Raw genomic sequence first — 16,875 nt, 5'->3', positions numbered from 1 at the left:
GATTCAACTTGAATATAGAGACACTGGTATTTTATTTCTTTTCTGCGATAACTATTATTGCGGCAATTGGTGTTATCTCTGTGAAGAATTCTGTGCAAGCGGTTTTGTGTCTGGTTCTAGCTTTTTTCTCAGCTGCTGCATTGTGGTTGTTATTAGAAGCAGAATTCTTAGCCATTACTTTAGTGTTAGTTTATGTGGGCGCCGTGATGGTATTGTTTTTATTTGTGGTAATGATGTTAGATGTAGACTTTGCCGCAATGAAACAAGGGTTTGCTAAGCAATTACCACTTGGATTATTAGTCGGTGCTGGCTTGTTTGGGGCCATCTATTGGGTCATTCGGTTTGAAGTTTTTGGTAGTGACAAAGTGCCTGAACCTGCTAAAAGCGATCAAGGCTACTCTAATGTGGAAGAGTTAGGCCGCTTATTATATAGCGAGTATTTTTATCCGTTCGAAATTGCAGGTGTCATTCTACTGGTTGCTATTATTGCAGCAATTAGTTTAACTTTCCGCGGAAGGCGTGATCGAAAAGGTCAATCAGTAAGAGAGCAACATCAAGTATTAAAAGAAGAGCGCTTAAAAATTGTTTCTATGGAATCGGAAAAACCAATCTCTAATTCTAACGTTAATAGAGAAGTAGGAGATGCCTCATGAGTTTGACTCATTACCTTGTAGTCAGTGCGATTCTATTTGCGATTAGCATTGTTGGGATTGTGGTAAACCGAAAAAATGTTATCACTTTGTTGATGTGTATCGAGTTAATGTTGCTAGCTGTAAACACAAACTTTATTGCATTTTCTCGTTATCTTGATGATGCCACTGGACAAATATTTGTATTTTTCATTTTGACGGTGGCCGCTGCGGAGGCAGCCATTGGTTTAGCGATTCTAGTAGTTTTATTTAGAACTCATAGGAATATTGAAATTGATAACCTTGAGGAATTGAAAGGCTAATGAGTATTTTTGGTCAGCTATTTATCATTGCATTTGCACCATTGTTGGGCGCGATTATAGCTGGTTTTTTTGGCAAGAGAATAGGCAAGAGGCTTACTCATAGAATAACCATTGGTTTGGTTGCCATTTCGTTTGTTGTATCTTTAAAAATATTTTTAAGCTATTTTTATGGTGACGCTGAACCGTTTAATCAAACCCTTTATCACTGGGCGTCTTTTGCCAATATTAATATTCAAATTGGTTTTCTAATGGATAGTCTGGCTGCCATGATGATAGTAGTGGTGACCTTTGTTAGTTTGATGGTGCATATCTATTCTATCGGTTATATGCATGATGACAATGGCTATCAGCGGTTCTTTAGTTACATTTCATTATTCACTTTTTCGATGTTGATGTTGGTGATGTCGAATAATTTTCTGCAACTGTTTTTTGGTTGGGAGGCTGTGGGTGTTGTTTCTTATTTATTGATTGGTTTTTGGTTTAAAAAAGAAACTGCAATTTTTGCAAATATGAAGGCATTCCTAGTCAATCGGGTAGGTGACTTTGGTTTCTTGTTAGGTATTGGCGGTATTTTATATTTATTCGGTACTTTAGATTACGCACCTGTATTTGAAAAAATGCAACAAGCAAAAGTGTTGCAGGAGTCAGCTCAAGGCGCACTGACAAATGGTGAAATTTTTAAAGGAGAAGTTTCAGCATTAGCTGCCGTTGGTTTGGAGAAGAGTTTTTCTCCTTGGGGGGGCATTGAATGGTCCGCTATTACCTTTATTTGTATTTGTTTATTTATCGGTGCAATGGGTAAGTCAGCGCAAGTTCCGCTGCATGTATGGCTGCCGGATTCGATGGAAGGTCCGACACCAATTTCTGCACTAATTCATGCGGCCACCATGGTGACCGCTGGTGTTTTTATGGTGGCTAGAATGTCGCCCTTATTTGAGTTCTCAGAAACCGCTTTGGCCATGGTTACAGTGATTGGGGCAACCACGGCCTTGTTTATGGGGCTGGTGGGTATTGTGCAAAATGATATAAAGCGCATCGTGGCTTACTCTACTTTGTCCCAGCTTGGCTATATGGTCGTAGCTTTAGGTGTCTCTGCTTATTCTGCGGCGGTATTCCACTTGTTTACTCATGCTTTCTTTAAAGCCTTATTATTCTTGGCGGCAGGCTCAGTAATTGTTGCGATGCACCATGAGCAAGATTTACGAAAAATGGGCGGTTTGAGAAAACAAATGCCTATTACTTATTGGACTTCGGTAATCGGCACTCTAGCCTTGATTGGCACGCCATTCTTCGCCGGTTTCTATTCTAAAGATGCCATTATTAGTGCTGTCTCACAGGCTGATGGTTGGGGCTCTAATTATGCCTACTTTGCTGTTATGGCCGGTGTTGTTGTAACGGCTATGTACAGCATCAGAATGCTGCTGTTAGTTTTTCATGGTAAGCCACGAATGGATGAGCATACCGCAAGTCATTTGCAGGAGTCGCCAAAGGTGATTACCTATCCATTGTTACTGCTAGCGATTCCGTCACTGGCAATTGGCTGGATCACCGCCGAGCCCATGTTGATTGGCGATTACTTTAGCGATGCAATTTTCGTGTTAAAAGAGCATGACACTATGCAGCATTTAAGTGAAATCTTCGGCAATGCCTGGGCCTTTGCTTTGCATGGATTTGTGACTCCAGTATTTTGGTTGTTGTTGATTGGCGCGTTAACAGCTTGGTTTGTTTTTGCCTATAAGCCACAAATTGCAGCATTGTCAGCGAAAATTTTAATGCCGGTTAGAAAAATACTGCAAAATAAATATTACTTTGATGAATTTAATCAAAAGGTGTTTGCAAAGGGTTCGGTTGGACTTGGCAAATTCTTCTGGCGTTATGGTGATAAAGCCATTATTGATGATGGAATTGTTAACGGCAGCGCGAGCGTGGTTAAACGAATTGCAAACAAGGCAAGAAAATTACAGACAGGTTACTTGTATCATTATGCATTAGTGATGCTGATTGGGGTGGTGGCATTAGTCGCCTATTTATTTATAAGAAGTTAAAGCTCGACAGTTAATAGAGAATAAAACTAAATGTTAACGGAAATACCAATATTAAGTTTATTAATTTGGGTGCCATTAATCGGCGGCTTCTTAGTGCTATTTGGCCCTGGCGACAAACAACTTGTTTGGAGTCAAAGGATCAGCTTTGTTATTTCTATTCTTATCATTCTCTTAAGTGGCTGGTTGGTATATCTATTCGATGGTTCTTCTGGACAAATGGAGCTAGTTGAATTTGCCCGCTGGATCCCATCCCTTAATATTAATTACTCGCTTGGAGTTGATGGCATTGCAGTGCCATTGATTGTGCTTACCTGCTTTATCAACTTATTGGTGGTGATTGCAGCGATTGGTAGTATTAAATTTCGTCGTGCGCAATACTTTTCCGCCGCTTTAGTTTTAACTGGTTTAATGAATGGTGTTTTTGTTGCCCAAGATGCCATCCTATTTTACGTGTTTTGGGAAGCGATCTTGATACCGATGTTTTTAATGATCGGTGTTTGGGGCGGACCCAATAGAATCTACGCAACCATTAAATTCTTTTTGTTTACCTTTTTCGGCTCGATATTTATGTTGGTGGCATTAATCTATATGGGCTCAGTTATTGGCTCATTTAATATTGCTGACATGCAACAGATGCCGTTGAGTATGCTAGAGCAAACTATAATCTTTACTGCTTTTGTAGCAGCTTTTGCCGTTAAGATCCCAATGGTGCCAGTACATACTTGGTTACCCGATGCTCATGTTGAAGCACCAACCGGCGGTTCGGTTATTTTAGCCGCCATCATGTTAAAAATGGGCGGCTATGGTTTCTTACGTTTTGCCTTACCAGTGACTCCTGATGCAGCTAGCGAATATGCTTGGTTATTAATACTGTTTTCGTTAATTGCGATTGCTTACATTGGTTTTGTGGCTTTAGCTCAAGAAGATATGAAAAAGCTGATTGCTTACTCTTCAATTGCGCACATGGGTTTTGTTACTTTAGGCATTTTTATTATCTTTAATTTATCGAGTCTTGATGCTAGTTCTATGGCATTGCAAGGCGCTATGATTCAAATGATTTCGCACGGCTTAATATCGGGAGCAATGTTTTTCTCGATAGGCGTTTTATATGATAGAGTTCATAGCCGAAATATTTCTGATTATGGTGGCGTAATTAACAGCATGCCAATCTTTGGTGCTCTGATGATGCTGTTTGTCTTGGCCAATGCGGGCTTACCTGGCACTTCAGGATTTATTGGCGAATTCTTTGTGATTCTTTCTTCGTTCCAAGCAGATTGGCGTATAGCGCTGGTTGCGGGTACTACGCTGGTTCTTGGCGCTGCTTATTCATTGTGGTTATATAAGCGTGTGATCTTTGGTAAGCCTTTAAATGATTCTATTGAGAGGCTTGAAGATCTTAATATGCGTGAAAAGTTTATTTTATTTAGTCTTGCTGCTTTGATTATAGCTTTGGGTATCTATCCGCAACCTTTGATAGAGATTATGCAACCATCATTGGAAACACTACTACAATTAACAGATACAAAAATTGCTGAATTGAATATAGAGGGAGCTCGCTAATGTTTACCCAAAGTTTGGCGACAGCCCCCCAAATATTAAACTCTGTCAGTCATGACTTCTGGCCTTTATTACCGGAAATATTCTTATTATCAGCCGCTTCAGTGTTATTACTCATTGATGCATTCTCTACCGACATGGATAGAAAATTAAGCTACAAGTTAGCTCAATTTATTCTATTGGTGACCGGCGTTATATTATTATTTCAATTTCCAACAAGCCAAGACTTTCTATATCATCGACACTTTATTCATGACCCATTGTCAGCAACTTTAAAAATTTCGATGTTGGTTTTAACCTCTTTGTCTTTAATGTTTGCTAGGCCCTATATCTTGCAGCGTCGGATATTAAGAGGGGAATATTATTTACTCCATTTGTTTGCTTTGCTTGGGATGATGGTGCTAGTTAGCGGCTCGAGCCTTTTGAGTTTGTACTTAGGTCTTGAATTAATGTCGCTGTGCTTATATGCACTCGTAGCGATGAATCGTCGCGAAAAATTAAGCTCTGAGGCAGCAGTAAAATACTTTGTGATGGGGGCAATCGCTAGTGGCTTCATCCTTTACGGTATTTCTTTTGTGTACGGCGTTACCAGTCAAATCCACGTGGCTGATATTGCAGCCTATTTATCTGACAATGAGGCGAATTTAACTTTACGCTTTGCACTGGTCTTTATTGTCACTGGTTTAGCATTTAAATTCGGTGCCGTTCCTTTCCAAATGTGGGTACCCGATGTGTACCAAGGTGCACCAACTTCGACAACCGTGTTTTTGGCCTCCGTACCTAAGGTGGCAGCTTTTGGTTTAGCGATTAGGGTTTTGGTCTTCGCTTTTGCTGGTGCTATTGCGGATTGGCAAAACTTACTCATTATTTTATCGTTACTATCGATGGTGGTGGGTAACTTAGTGGCGATAGCGCAAACGAATATAAAGCGTTTATTGGCTTACTCTGCTATTGCTCATATTGGTTACTTCTTACTAGGAATAATCGCAGGTAACACTCAAGGCTATAGTGCCTCGCTGTTTTATATTTTAACCTACGCGATTACCACGGTTGGAGCTTTTGGCTGCTTAATATATATGGCCAAGGGACAGCAAGAAATAAGTCTAATAGATGACCTCAAAGGATTGGGCCAGCGAAATCCTTGGGCGGGTTTATTGGTGAGTTTCTTGTTTTTATCCATGGCTGGCCTGCCACCATTTGTCGGCTTCTGGGCAAAATTAGAAGTTATTAAAGCCGTTCTTAATGTCGAGGGTTTAATTTGGTTAGCTTTAGTAGCTGCCTTTATGTCAATTATCGGATTGTTCTATTACCTGCGGGTGGTTAAAGTTATCTTCTTTGATAAAGCTAAAAATGAAGCCCGTATCCGTGCGGAAAGAAGCCTGCGATTAGGCCTTGGCATTACTAGCATAGCCGTTATAGCACTAGGCTTATTCCCCACTCAATTACTCGATTTTTGTCAAAAAGCATTCCAGTATATTTAGCTGTAGGCCTTAAATGAGCTGAGTTTGGCTGGGTAATTTTGTTTTTACCCTTTAAAATCAGATAATTGGTTGATAATTACAAAATATCCTGTCAGTCTTTCCAAAAATATCCTTTAGTGAGAATGAAGATGTCAAAAAAACTAATTTTTTTAGCCAGTATCTTTTTATTGGTGAACAAACCGGTTTACGCACACAAATTACCCCAAGAATTGAATTCGCAGTTAGTTAATCACCATATTTTGAGCGACCAGATGCAATTTTCTGAATATGAGATTAATCAGTGGAGTAACTACGCAAAAACCATAGACGTAGAAGCAATATCAGAACAAGTGAATGTGCCTGGTCTGATTTCGTATATATCCGCATCGTCCAATAAATCCAATGCCGAAGTGGAGTGTAGTATTTATGCAGATGTTGCATCTGACAAAATATCGTCTCTATGTGGAGACCTTGACGATCACAGTCAGTTATTTATGACAGCGGGTTTGGCTGCGATTGGTTATTGCCATTTTAAACAAACGGAACTCTGGTCTTCATCTGGCGCGCAAAGCGAACCAGTTGTATTAGTTCCTTACTTTAAAGGTCCCAATTCATTTGTATCTAGTATTGGAGAAACGACAAACGGTAACCATCATGCTGAATACCAAACTAGTCATGGGTTACAATTTCATTGTGTAGATGCCAATAGCCAATCCGACACGGCTCAAGAAATTTCAGAAGAAGAAAACTCTTAGCTTAACTTTTGTCAAAGGCTAGGATTTTATTGAGATAGAGTTCGATTGACTCTCTTTCGATGCTGGTTAATTCTTTATTTGATAATAAGAAGTAACAAGTTTTAATAACATTCTTTAATCTTGGTTGCTTAGGTAGTGCTTTTATAGATAAATACTTATCTAAAGAACGTGTTCTTAAGCGACCTTCATCGATGTTAACTTTCCATATTTTGCTTTGTTCTGCGAATTCGACTTTATTGGTTTGAGTAACTCTTATCCATGAGTCTACACATAATTTCATCGCATCAACGATAATCGGACGTAGCAACCCGATATCATTGATATCAATACTTAGCGAATTTATAGACTGAGCAAAGCGATTAGCATTTGCTATTCTTCTGGAAGAATCAAAAGGTCTGGAATCATCTGAAAGAAACTCGAAAGCATAATACTCAGAGTTAAATAGCGGGGTTATTTTAATAAACTCAAGAGAGTCGATATTAGTATCTTGAGCTACCCTCGAGATTAGACTCTCGCCCGATTCAATACACTTTTCAAATTGATAATTCAAATCTTTAGAAAATTGACTTAAATTCAGGTCCGTTATCGGATCTGAGTCGGAAATAGATGACAGGTTACTATAAACAATAAAACCAGCGTCATTACAGATAAGTATACGTTCTTCGTTATCTTTAAATAAATGCTTGAAATTTAAAAGAGGCTTTTCTAACTCTACTAGTCGTGCTTTATGAGATTGCAGCTCAGTTTTTAGCTGTAACCTTTTTTGTCGATTAAGTTTGAAGCGATGATAAAAAAATAAGGATAAAACTAGAATAAACCCTAAAATTAAATATAAGATCAAGGTCAGCCTTTGGTTATTGGTAGTGCTTAGCAATAATGCATTGTCGCGTTCTAAAATTCGCTTTTCATTGAGCTGGGTTTCTAGCTTAAACTTTATTTGCCTTAGATCATTATTATACTTTTCTTCATGACTAGCTTGCTGAATATGGAAATGCTTCTTGAAATTTATTAATGCCTTGCTAGTGTTCCCAAGTTTTTCTTCAATATCGGAGTAGAGCTTATATACTTTCAAAAGTATTAGATTGTCAGAATATTGTTCTGCCATTTGAACTGAAAGGGTTGTGAAGCTTAGCGCGGTTTCTAAATTATTTAATTCAAATTCGGACTTCCCTAATAAATAATAAAGGCGGCTATGATTATTATCGCTGGCACTTAGTAACTCTGTCGCCTTATCAAGGAATTGCTTAGCCAGGGAGTAATCAGCAGCCTCGATTAAACCTTCAGCTAAATCGATGTACCTAGATCTTTTTGAATTATTATCACTCATTGCATGTATAGATGAGTAGACGTTAGCTAAGGTTCTTTCGCTATTGATGTTGTCACCCAGACGAGCATACAGTGCAGCCAAATCAGTATTTATATGGATAATACGGTCCGGCAATGTTTTGTTTGATGGGTCTTCTGATAAAGCCTTTTGGTACCTTTGCAGCGCATCCAAATAAAATTTGAGCGCAGCTTGGTTATCCTTTAAGCGATAATAAACTAAAGCTATATTGCGAACGGTTACTGCTGATGAATGTTCTAATTGCAATGATTCCTTGATGTCCAAACTTTGTTCCAAATAAGTCAGAGCCTCTTTATATTCTAATTTTCTTAGCCTTATTAGGCCTAAATCATTGAGCGATTTAGCAACTCGTTTAGAGTCATTTAACTCCTGAGCTTTTTCCAGGCCTAGCTGAAAGTGCGGCTCTGCTTGATTGTAATCTCCTTGATGGTAGTAATAAGCACCATGGTCTCTAAGGATTTCATGACGCTCAATTTCTGAAGTCACCAAAGATTTTGCATCAGTAAATAGTGTTTCTATTGGATCATGATTGCCGAGTTTTATATTTATTTTTATTAAAAGCCTAGTAATAGCTAAATTTTGCTCTAGTTCATTTGATGCAATAGCTTTTTGTTTCGCAATTTGGCAAGCTTCTTTAGCTGCATTGATAGGCTCTTGGTTATATGCCAACTGACATTGTGCAAACAAAGCCCCATCTGTTTGATTCTGCGCATTTACCTGCATAGTTATTGCTGAAAGTATTAAAAGTATCACTAGAGAATTTAAATTTTTATTTGCGTACATATATTGTCATTATAGAAATCATAGATTTGAAGATGATTATGCGTTAAGAAAGAAGCCTTGCAAAAGCTAAGGCTTCTTAATGTAAACAGTTGAGAATAGATATTCAAGAAATTGATTTTGCTATTTTTAAATCAATCATCCATTTCAGGATCAGTAATCATGGCTTCCAGTTTGTGGTTATAGGACCTGATACTGTAATCTTGGCGAAGAATTTTAATTTTCTTAATTAACTCTTCATTATTCATAGAGCCAGCGCCCGAACCTGTGGGTGGTGCTGTAGTATTCCAAAAGTCCAATATTTCTTCATAGGCTTCATAATCAGTTTCAAAGCGGTAAACACATTTTGGACTGCCTTCGAATGGTAGCCAAGAGTCATTGTTTGCATAATCTTCATATGTCGCCTGTAGACACTCCTCCTCAGTAGCATAAGGTCCTCGACTAGCGTACTGATAACTGATGATTCCATTATTATTCATTTGTGCTACTGCAGTATAAAAATATCCGCCACAGGTTGGACAGTTTTGTGCAGCTTTAGATATTGCGGGCAATGTTATGGATATTCCCACTACTAGTGTTAATAGACTTTTTTTAATTAATTTCATCTCGTTTTCCTTAAGTTAAAAATTGATAGAGTGACGTTCTCTATTAAGAACAATCAAAAGCCTAACTTTAGTAATTTTGACTAACAATGAAATAAGAGGGTAGAAATAGGGTAAAACTAAGTCTGTTATCGCATATCAAAATCTTACCCGGGTTTTACCCTGTAAAAACCTGTACTGATATTAGCAGAAAGCATATTTTTTCCTTTTGGAAATAATTCAGGACTAATGATATGAAATTTTATAGGAAACTTGCTGCTGCTTTTGTACTACTAATGCTATCTCTGAGTACTCAAGCTGCAGTCATTGTGGTTAATAGTGCGAACGGCGGAACTGGCGGATTAGCTACATGTAGTTTGGCAGATGCCATTATCGCAGCAAATACAGGTACTACGTCTGGTGGTTGTACTGCCGGGAGTATTGGCGGCGACGAAATTATATTCGATAGCAGCATAAACGGTAGCACCATTCTCTTAACTGCGGACTTACCTACGGTGACGGATGGTCTGATGGTTACAGGCCCTTCAGGTAATAACCAAATCACCATTAGTGGCGATAATGCATATTCAATCTTTATTGCCGATGGCATAAAACTTAACTTATTAAATCTAAAGTTAGTAAATGGGCAAGGCTCGAGTGCTGTAACTGCGTTGAGTTATGTTGGTAATGGAGGAGCTATCGCGGCTATTTCAGGCGCTATTGTGACTGTAGATAAAAATATATTGTCAGATAATAACGCTGCTTTTGCAGGAGGAGCCGTTATTGCTTTGAATTCTTCATCTGTATATCTGAACGATAGTGTAGTGTCTAATAATAGCGCTAATCGAGGAGGCGGTATTGCTGCTTACTATAATGCTGGTGTACATCTTACCAATACTGCGTTGTCGGGTAACAGCGGTGCTCGTGGCGGCGCTGCTAGGGCCTATATAAACTCAAAGATAACGGTAACTAATAATTTAGTGTCAAACAATAGTGCATCTGTTATAGGCGGAGCATTTCATATTACTGGCGGATCTACTCTGAAGGTCAGTGGTGTTCATATTAAGGACAACAATGCGATGTTTACTGGAGGGGCAATTTACGCCGGACAGGCAGGCACCAGTGTAAGTATATTTGAAACGACTTTTGCAGATAATAAAACCTTATCCACAAGCTCTGGTGGGGTAGGTGGTGGTGCGATCATGGTTAGTTGGCCAGGTTCTTCTGTAAACATAACGAACAGTACCTTTACAGGCAATAGTAGTACAAATGGGGGCGCAGTTCTTGTTCGACAGGGAGCAACAGTTAGTGCAAATAATGTGTTTTTCTTTGGAAATAGAGCGTCCCTGTCGGGAGCAGCCATTTCTACCGAAAATTCTAATGTTAATTTAGAGAGAAGTTTTTTATCACTTAACAACAGTGAAGATAGAGGAGGAGCAATTTTTGCTGAAGATAACGCTATAGTAAATATTGAGACCAGCACTCTATATCGCAATAAAGCCAATGTTCGAGGTGGAGGAATTTTTATAGACGGTGGAATTCTAGCGTTAACCAATAGCACCTTATCAGGTAATGACTCAGGGGATGAAGGAGGGGCTATGTATGCGAATAATGGTGCTTCAGTAGAATTAAATAATAGTACTTTTGCTGAGAATATTGGAGGCTCTGTTTTTGCATTTAATTCTTCTGATGCGATATTGAGGAATACAGTTTTAGCTGACGGACTCTGTAGTTCGGATTTTAGTAGCAATGTCACTCTTAGTGGAGGTGTGCATATAGATGATGGTAGTTGTGGAGCAACAGCATCAGGCCCTTCGCAGTTAGCCCCGTTAGATTATTATGGAGGGCCAACTCGAACGCACTTGCCACTACCTGGAAGTCCACTTATTGATAATGGAGTTGCGGGTAGTAATCCGGCAACAGATCAACGTGGATATGCACGAGTTATAGGAGGTTTAATTGATATCGGCGCTGTAGAGCTTTCGGACCCCCCAATGTTTGATACTGACAGTTTTATTGCTCTGATTCAGAATTTAACTTTAGGGCAGAGTATCTTTATCGATTTAAATAGTTATATAAGTGATAACGATAGTTCTAAATTCACAGTTACGGCCAAAGGCCTACCAAGTGGGTTAAGGTTAGATATTTCTACTAATGTCCTTAGTGGTACGCCAAAAGAAGCCGGTGTGTTTGAAACTGAATATACGATAGAAGATGATACGGGCAACCAAATAAAAGCAACGGTTGAAACAAGAGTACTTAAAAGTAAAAGATAAGCATATTTTTCTTGTCATAGCCGGTTAAATCCGTATAATTGCCCCTCGTCGATGCGGGGTGGAGCAGCCTGGTAGCTCGTCGGGCTCATAACCCGAAGGTCGTCAGTTCAAATCTGGCCCCCGCTACCAATATTACGATTTAGTGAATTTTGCTAAATCAGGTTAATAGAATTGCTTAACTATTAACCAAGATGGGGTTCAAAACGTTGTTTTTTGAGGCTATCTGACTATAATAACAAGGCCCCTTATATAGGGGCTTTGTTTTTTCTAAGCAAAACTAAAGGTTTATGGTGTTTGCATAATCCTTTATGGGACAGTTGCTTGCTTTATTGGTAAAGCAACAGATGACCCATCATATATAACGCTATTTGTGATGGGCCTTACGGGCCTTTTTTTGTTTTTAGATCAAGCGTTTATTAGTAATTATGTGAGAGTTTTCAATGGCAAGAAATGCTGTTTTAGAAGAATTGATTCGCCCTGCGGTTGAAGCCACTGGTTTTGAATTTTGGGGCTTAGAATATTTAGCACAAGGCAAACATTCAGTTTTGCGTGTCTTTATTGATCATGAAAATGGTATCGATGTTGATAATTGTGCAGAAGTAAGTCACCAAGTTAGTGGTGTTTTAGATTTAGAAGACCCGATCCAAGGTTATTATAATCTGGAAGTATCTTCTCCAGGAATGGATAGACCGCTGTTTACTGAAGCGCAGTTTGCTATGTATCCAGGTGAAGAGGTTGAGATGCGCTCGGCGGTGGCGGTTAATGGTCGCCGCAAATTTAAGGGCACATTGGAAAAAGTTGAAAATGGTTTGATTTATTTATTGGTTGATGGGGAATCTTTTGAAATTCCTTGTCAGCAAGTAGAAAAAGCCAATTTGGTTGTAAATTTTTAATTAAGAATTTTTATTTCGAGGATTTGTAAAGGTTAATAGCTATGAGCAATAAAGAAATTTTGTTAGTAGTTGAAGCGGTTTCCAACGAAAAAGACGTAAACCCAGAAGTTATTTTTGGTGCTCTTGAAGCGGCTTTAGCGACAGCGACTAAGAAAAAACATGGCGTAGAAATCAATGTGCGCGTGGATATTGACCGTGAAACGGGCGAATATGATACTTTCCGCCGCTGGGAAGTTATCGAAGATGATGCAGAGATGGAAGAGCCGTTAGGCCAAATGACCATTTCAGCTGCCCAAATCGATGAGCCAGAGATTCAATTAGGCGATTTTGTAGAAGAGCAAATTGACTCTATTGAATTTGGCCGCATCGCAGCACAAACTGCTAAGCAAGTTATCGTGCAGAAAGTGCGTGAAGCTGAACGCGCTAAAACTGTTGACGCTTTCCGCGATAGAGTTGGCGACTTAATTACTGGTGTCGTTAAGAAAATTACTCGTGATTATATCTTCTTAGATCTAGGTAACAATGCCGAAGCAGTTATCAAACGTGAAGAGATGATGCCTCGCGAAACTGTTAGAGCGGGTGATCGTATTCGTGGTTTATTATACGAAATCAATGAAGAGCATCGTGGTCCCCAATTGTTTGTTAGTCGTACTAAGCCACAAATGTTGATGGAATTATTTAGAATTGAAGTGCCAGAAATTGGCGAGCAAGTCATTGAGATTAAAGGTGCTGCGCGTGATCCTGGTTCTCGAGCCAAGGTTGCAGTAAAAACCAATGATAAGCGAATCGATCCTGTTGGAGCATGTGTAGGTATGCGCGGTGCACGTGTTCAAGCTGTAACTGGTGAGTTGAATGGTGAGCGTATTGATATCGTTTTATTTGACGATAACCCGGCACAGTTTGTTATCAATGCTATGGCTCCTGCAGAGGTGGTATCGATTGTTGTTGATGAAGATAAGCAATCAATGGATATCGCGGTAAATGAAGAACAACTAGCTCAAGCGATTGGTCGCAGTGGTCAAAACATCCGCCTAGCAAGTGAATTGACTGGCTGGGAATTGAATGTAATGACCGAGGAACAATTCGCAGAAAATAACCAATCAGATTCAGAAGCTGTATTAGCAGCATTTGTTAAAGATTTGGATGTTGATGGAGAGCTTGCTGAAATCTTAGTACAAGAAGGATTTAGTACTTTAGAAGAAGTTGCTTATGTACCGGTTTCTGAAATGTTAGAGATCGAAGGTTTTGATGAAGGTTTGATCGATGCACTGAAAAGCCGTGCAAAAGATGCAATTCTTACTAAGGCAATTGCGAGTGAAGAAAAGTTAGAGAAAACTGAACCTGCTGAAGACTTGTTAACGATGGAAGGTATGGATAAACACTTGGCTTACGTTTTAGCAAGCAAGGGTATTATCACCATGGAAGATTTAGCGGAGCTTGCAACTGATGATCTTGTTGATATAGATGATATTGACGAAGAGCGCGCTGCAGAGTTAATTATGACAGCACGTAAGCCTTGGTTCGAGGATCAAGAATAATAAGAGCGGGGAATTTAAATGTCCGATATTACAGTAAAAAAATTAGCAGAAAGCGTTAAAACTCCCGTTGATAAACTGTTGGAGCAGTTAGCTGCTGCCGGTATAAAAGTTAAAAACGAAGATGACTCTATTTCTGATGAGCAGAAGAAAACGTTACTAGCGTTTTTGCAGAAAAGTCATGGTGGTGAGGATGGTTCTTCTAAACCTCAGAAGATTACTTTGAGACGTACTCAAAAAAGTACCTTAAGTGTAACTAGTGCAGAAGGTAAGAAAAAATCTGTACAAGTAGCGGTTAAGAAAAAACGTACTTTTGTGAAACGTTCTGCTGAAGAATTGGCAAAGTTAGCTCATGAAGAAGAAGAGCGTAAGCAACAAGAAGCTGAGCGTCAGAAAGCTGAATCAGAAGCTATCAAAAAGGCTGAAGAAGCTGCTAAGAAAAAAGCAGAAGAAGCGGCTAAGGCTAAAGCTAACGAAGAAGCTAAGCAAAAAGCGGCAGCTGAAGCGAAGAAAGTAGCTGAAGAGCAAGCTGCTGTGGAAGCGCAGAAAAAAGCTGAAGAAGAACTTCAGCGCAAGCTTGAAGAGTCCAAATTAACGGATGAAGAAAAAGCTAAACGTGCTGAAGAAGCTAAAAAGAAAATTGAGCAGCAATTAGAAGAAAAGAAAAAATCTACTTCTGATAAGCCTGCTGTTGTAAAAGCTGATCCGAATGCTAAAGTTAAGCCAATGTCGATTGCCGACTTTGAAGAGAAATCTCCTTTCCGTAAAAAGAAAAAGAAGAAGGGCAAGAAGAAAACTTCTGATGCCGACTTGGTGGCTAACGCAGTTTCAACGGGTAATAAAAAAGGTGTGGTTATTGAGCAAAAAGTTTATAACGCCCCAACTGCTTTGAAACAGCATGGTTTCAAAAAACCAACTGAAGAAATTATTCACGAAGTAATGATTCCAGAAACCATTACGGTCGGTGAGCTTGCTAAAGCAATGACGGTAAAAGCACCTGAATTAATGAAAGCGATGATGAAAGTTGGTGTAATGGCAACAGTTAATCAATCCATCGATCAAGAAACCGCTTCTCTTATCGTTGAAGAAATGGGTCATACGCCTGTGATGCTCAACGCTGATGCTGAAGAAGAGAAAGCATTATCAGAGGCACTTTCTGATGAGGGTGAAGCTAAGCCGCGAGCTCCAGTAGTAACCATCATGGGTCACGTTGATCACGGTAAAACTTCTTTACTGGATTATATTCGTGCTAGTCATGTTGCTTCTGGCGAAGCAGGTGGTATTACCCAGCATATTGGTGCTTATCACGTTGAAACCGATAAAGGTATGGTTACTTTTTTAGATACTCCCGGTCACGCCGCCTTTACAGCTATGCGAGCACGTGGTGCCGAAGTTACTGATATAGTTGTCTTAATTGTTGCCGCAGATGATGGCGTTATGCCGCAAACCGTTGAAGCGGTTCAACATGCAAAGGCTTCAGGCGTACCAATGATTGTCGCAGTTAACAAAATTGATAAAGAAGACTCGGATCCAGATCGTGTTAAGAATGAGTTATCACAACATGATGTTATCCCTGAAGATTGGGGTGGTGATGTTCAATTTGTTCACGTTTCTGCTAAAACGGGCGAAGGCGTTGACCAGTTGTTAGACTCAATATTATTACAATCTGAGGTATTAGAGCTTACTGCTGTTGATAACGGCGCAGCTAAAGGTTTTGTTATTGAAGCTCGTTTAGATAAAGGACGAGGCGCAATCTCATCAGTGTTGGTGCAAAAAGGTCAGTTGAAGAAAGGCGATATTTTATTAGCCGGAACTCACTATGGTCGTGTTCGCGCCATGATGGATGAGAATGGTGAAACTATCGAGGTTGCCGGTCCTTCGATTCCAGTAGAAATTTTAGGTTTATCCGGTGTGCCAGTAGCTGGTGATGAAGCAACTGTGGTTGCTGATGAAAGAACGGCTCGTGAAATTGCTGCCAAGCGTGAGCAAAAGCAACGTGAAGATCGTCAAGCCCGTCAGCAAAAAGCTAAACTTGAAAACATGTTCTCTAACATGGGTGACTCAGAACAAGCGCAACAACTGAACATCATTATTAAAGCTGATGTGCAAGGTTCTGTAGAAGCGTTAAGTAAGTCATTACATGATTTGGCCCATGACGAAGTAGAAGTACGTGTGATTTCTAGTGGCGTCGGCGGCATTAAAGAAACTGACGTGACTTTAGCTGCTGCTTCGAACGCTATTATTATTGGGTTCAACGTGCGTGCCGATGGTACTGCTCGTAAAACTGCGGAAAAAGAAGCGGTTGAGATTCGTTATTACAGCATTATTTACGAAGCAATCGACGAAGTTAAATCGGCTCTAAGTGGTATGTTGGCTCCTGAATTCCGTCAAGATATCATAGGTCTAGCTGAAGTTCGTGACGTTTTCAAATCACCAAAGCTAGGCGCAATCGCTGGTTGTATGGTGATAGAAGGTGTGGTTAAGCGTAATAATCCAATTCGTGTTTTACGTGATAACGTTGTTATTTACGAAGGCGAGTTAGAGTCCTTACGCCGTTTTAAAGACGATGCAAACGAAGTGCGTAATGGCATGGAGTGTGGTATCGGCGTTAAAAATTACAACGACGTTAAAGCTGGTGATCAAATAGAAGTCTTTGAAATTGTTGAAGTAAAGCGTAGTCTTTAAAGTAGAAGGTA

Annotated in this window: 12 protein-coding genes and 1 tRNA gene; 11 read left to right on the top strand and 2 right to left on the bottom strand. The window is 39.6% G+C overall.

From position 1 onward, the window contains the following. Positions 1-8 precede the first annotated feature (8 nt). The 6 genes from GJS41_RS06300 (at position 9) to GJS41_RS06275 (ending at position 6,769) form a co-directional block, all read left to right on the top strand. Positions 9-653, top strand: a complete 645-nt coding sequence (locus GJS41_RS06300; protein ID WP_154246441.1) for an NADH-quinone oxidoreductase subunit J — start codon at positions 9-11, stop codon at positions 651-653. Continuing rightward, positions 650-952 (top strand): NADH-quinone oxidoreductase subunit NuoK, encoded by a 303-nt coding sequence (gene nuoK, locus GJS41_RS06295; RefSeq protein ID WP_154246440.1) that lies wholly within the window; start codon positions 650-652, stop codon positions 950-952. The genes GJS41_RS06300 and nuoK overlap by 4 nt, the downstream gene beginning before the upstream one ends. Further along, the gene (gene nuoL / locus GJS41_RS06290) at positions 952-2,997 is read left to right on the top strand and encodes an NADH-quinone oxidoreductase subunit L (protein ID WP_154246439.1); all 2,046 of its coding nucleotides are present in this window, start codon (positions 952-954) and stop codon (positions 2,995-2,997) included. Before nuoK ends, nuoL begins: the two co-directional genes overlap by 1 nt. Before the next feature lie 30 nt (positions 2,998-3,027). After that, complete coding sequence (locus GJS41_RS06285; protein ID WP_154246438.1) at positions 3,028-4,557, top strand: NuoM family protein; 1,530 nt, start codon at positions 3,028-3,030, stop codon at positions 4,555-4,557. After that, a complete protein-coding gene (nuoN, locus tag GJS41_RS06280) occupies positions 4,557-6,035 on the top strand; it encodes an NADH-quinone oxidoreductase subunit NuoN (RefSeq protein WP_154246437.1) in 1,479 nt (492 codons plus the stop codon). The genes GJS41_RS06285 and nuoN overlap by 1 nt, the downstream gene beginning before the upstream one ends. A gap of 239 nt (positions 6,036-6,274) precedes the next feature. Beyond that, positions 6,275-6,769 carry a hypothetical protein gene (locus GJS41_RS06275; protein WP_195758350.1) on the top strand — a complete coding sequence of 165 codons (495 nt, stop codon included), beginning with the start codon at positions 6,275-6,277 and terminating at the stop codon, positions 6,767-6,769. Between the two features lies 1 nt (position 6,770). Here the strand turns inward: GJS41_RS06275 and GJS41_RS06270 are convergent, their stop codons facing one another. Both GJS41_RS06270 and GJS41_RS06265 read right to left on the bottom strand, forming a co-directional pair. Further along, on the bottom strand, positions 6,771-8,897 hold the full coding sequence (locus GJS41_RS06270) for a tetratricopeptide repeat protein (RefSeq protein WP_154246435.1): 2,127 nt from the start codon (positions 8,895-8,897) through the stop codon (positions 6,771-6,773). A gap of 131 nt (positions 8,898-9,028) precedes the next feature. After that, a complete protein-coding gene (locus GJS41_RS06265; RefSeq protein WP_154246434.1) occupies positions 9,029-9,499 on the bottom strand; it encodes a hypothetical protein in 471 nt (156 codons plus the stop codon). Between the two features lie 230 nt (positions 9,500-9,729). Between GJS41_RS06265 and GJS41_RS06260 the strand changes: the two genes are divergently transcribed. The 5 genes from GJS41_RS06260 (at position 9,730) to infB (ending at position 16,864) form a co-directional block, all read left to right on the top strand. Then, positions 9,730-11,751, top strand: coding sequence for a choice-of-anchor Q domain-containing protein (locus tag GJS41_RS06260; RefSeq protein WP_154246433.1), 2,022 nt, complete (start codon positions 9,730-9,732; stop codon positions 11,749-11,751). 52 nt (positions 11,752-11,803) lie between these two features. Continuing rightward, positions 11,804-11,880: transfer RNA gene (locus tag GJS41_RS06255), tRNA-Met, on the top strand. Positions 11,881-12,191: 311 nt separating this feature from the next. Further along, positions 12,192-12,644, top strand: coding sequence for a ribosome maturation factor RimP (gene rimP / locus GJS41_RS06250; RefSeq protein ID WP_154246432.1), 453 nt, complete (start codon positions 12,192-12,194; stop codon positions 12,642-12,644). 41 nt (positions 12,645-12,685) lie between these two features. Continuing rightward, positions 12,686-14,182 (top strand): transcription termination factor NusA, encoded by a 1,497-nt coding sequence (gene nusA, locus GJS41_RS06245; protein ID WP_154246431.1) that lies wholly within the window; start codon positions 12,686-12,688, stop codon positions 14,180-14,182. Positions 14,183-14,200: 18 nt separating this feature from the next. Beyond that, entirely contained in the window at positions 14,201-16,864 is a 2,664-nt protein-coding gene (infB, locus tag GJS41_RS06240; RefSeq protein WP_154246430.1) for a translation initiation factor IF-2, read from the top strand. Positions 16,865-16,875: the final 11 nt, after the last annotated feature.

Source organism: Kangiella sp. HZ709 (assembly GCF_009674675.1).
In the GTDB taxonomy this organism is placed as follows: domain Bacteria; phylum Pseudomonadota; class Gammaproteobacteria; order Enterobacterales; family Kangiellaceae; genus Kangiella.
Note: the sequence above shows the minus strand (reverse complement) of the source record. Positions and strands in the feature narration are given on the sequence as shown.

Coding starts and splice junctions, on each gene's coding strand:
- nuoK (WP_154246440.1), top strand. CDS start 650: ATGAGTTTGACTCATTACCTTGTAGTCAGTGCGATTCTATTTGCGATT.
- nuoL (WP_154246439.1), top strand. CDS start 952: ATGAGTATTTTTGGTCAGCTATTTATCATTGCATTTGCACCATTGTTG.
- GJS41_RS06285 (WP_154246438.1), top strand. CDS start 3,028: ATGTTAACGGAAATACCAATATTAAGTTTATTAATTTGGGTGCCATTA.
- nuoN (WP_154246437.1), top strand. CDS start 4,557: ATGTTTACCCAAAGTTTGGCGACAGCCCCCCAAATATTAAACTCTGTC.
- GJS41_RS06270 (WP_154246435.1), bottom strand. CDS start 8,897: ATGTACGCAAATAAAAATTTAAATTCTCTAGTGATACTTTTAATACTT.
- GJS41_RS06265 (WP_154246434.1), bottom strand. CDS start 9,499: ATGAAATTAATTAAAAAAAGTCTATTAACACTAGTAGTGGGAATATCC.
- GJS41_RS06260 (WP_154246433.1), top strand. CDS start 9,730: ATGAAATTTTATAGGAAACTTGCTGCTGCTTTTGTACTACTAATGCTA.
- rimP (WP_154246432.1), top strand. CDS start 12,192: ATGGCAAGAAATGCTGTTTTAGAAGAATTGATTCGCCCTGCGGTTGAA.
- nusA (WP_154246431.1), top strand. CDS start 12,686: ATGAGCAATAAAGAAATTTTGTTAGTAGTTGAAGCGGTTTCCAACGAA.
- infB (WP_154246430.1), top strand. CDS start 14,201: ATGTCCGATATTACAGTAAAAAAATTAGCAGAAAGCGTTAAAACTCCC.